This window comes from Corynebacterium sp. HMSC034B08, from assembly GCF_001835805.1.
In the GTDB taxonomy this organism is placed as follows: Bacteria; Actinomycetota; Actinomycetes; order Mycobacteriales; family Mycobacteriaceae; genus Corynebacterium; species Corynebacterium coyleae.
This window is the reverse complement of the sequence record NZ_KV825917.1, coordinates 1-235: the sequence shown is the minus strand read 5'-3', so window position 1 is coordinate 235 and position 235 is coordinate 1. Positions and strand designations below refer to the sequence as shown.

1 protein-coding gene is annotated in these 235 nt (G+C 58.7%); it reads left to right on the top strand.

Features of this window, described 5'->3' with window-relative positions; genetic code table 11:
• Nucleotides 1-235: transposase (locus HMPREF2656_RS02660; RefSeq protein WP_210400949.1), on the top strand; the 235-nt coding region annotated here is incomplete at both ends.

The window sequence follows — 235 nt, the reverse complement described above, 5'->3', positions numbered from 1 at the left end:
CAGTGCCGAAGCTGCGCCACGGCGCGTTCTTCCCCGACTGGCTGCTCGAGCGCCGCTCACGAGCGGAACGAGCCTTATCGACCGTGATCGCCACGTGCTACCTCAAAGGGGTCTCCACCCGCCGAATGAACGATCTGGTGGCAACCCTTGGCATTTCCAACATGTCAAAATCGCAAGTCTCACGCATGTCGGAAGAACTCGACGAGATGGTCGCAGATTTCAAAAACCGCCCACT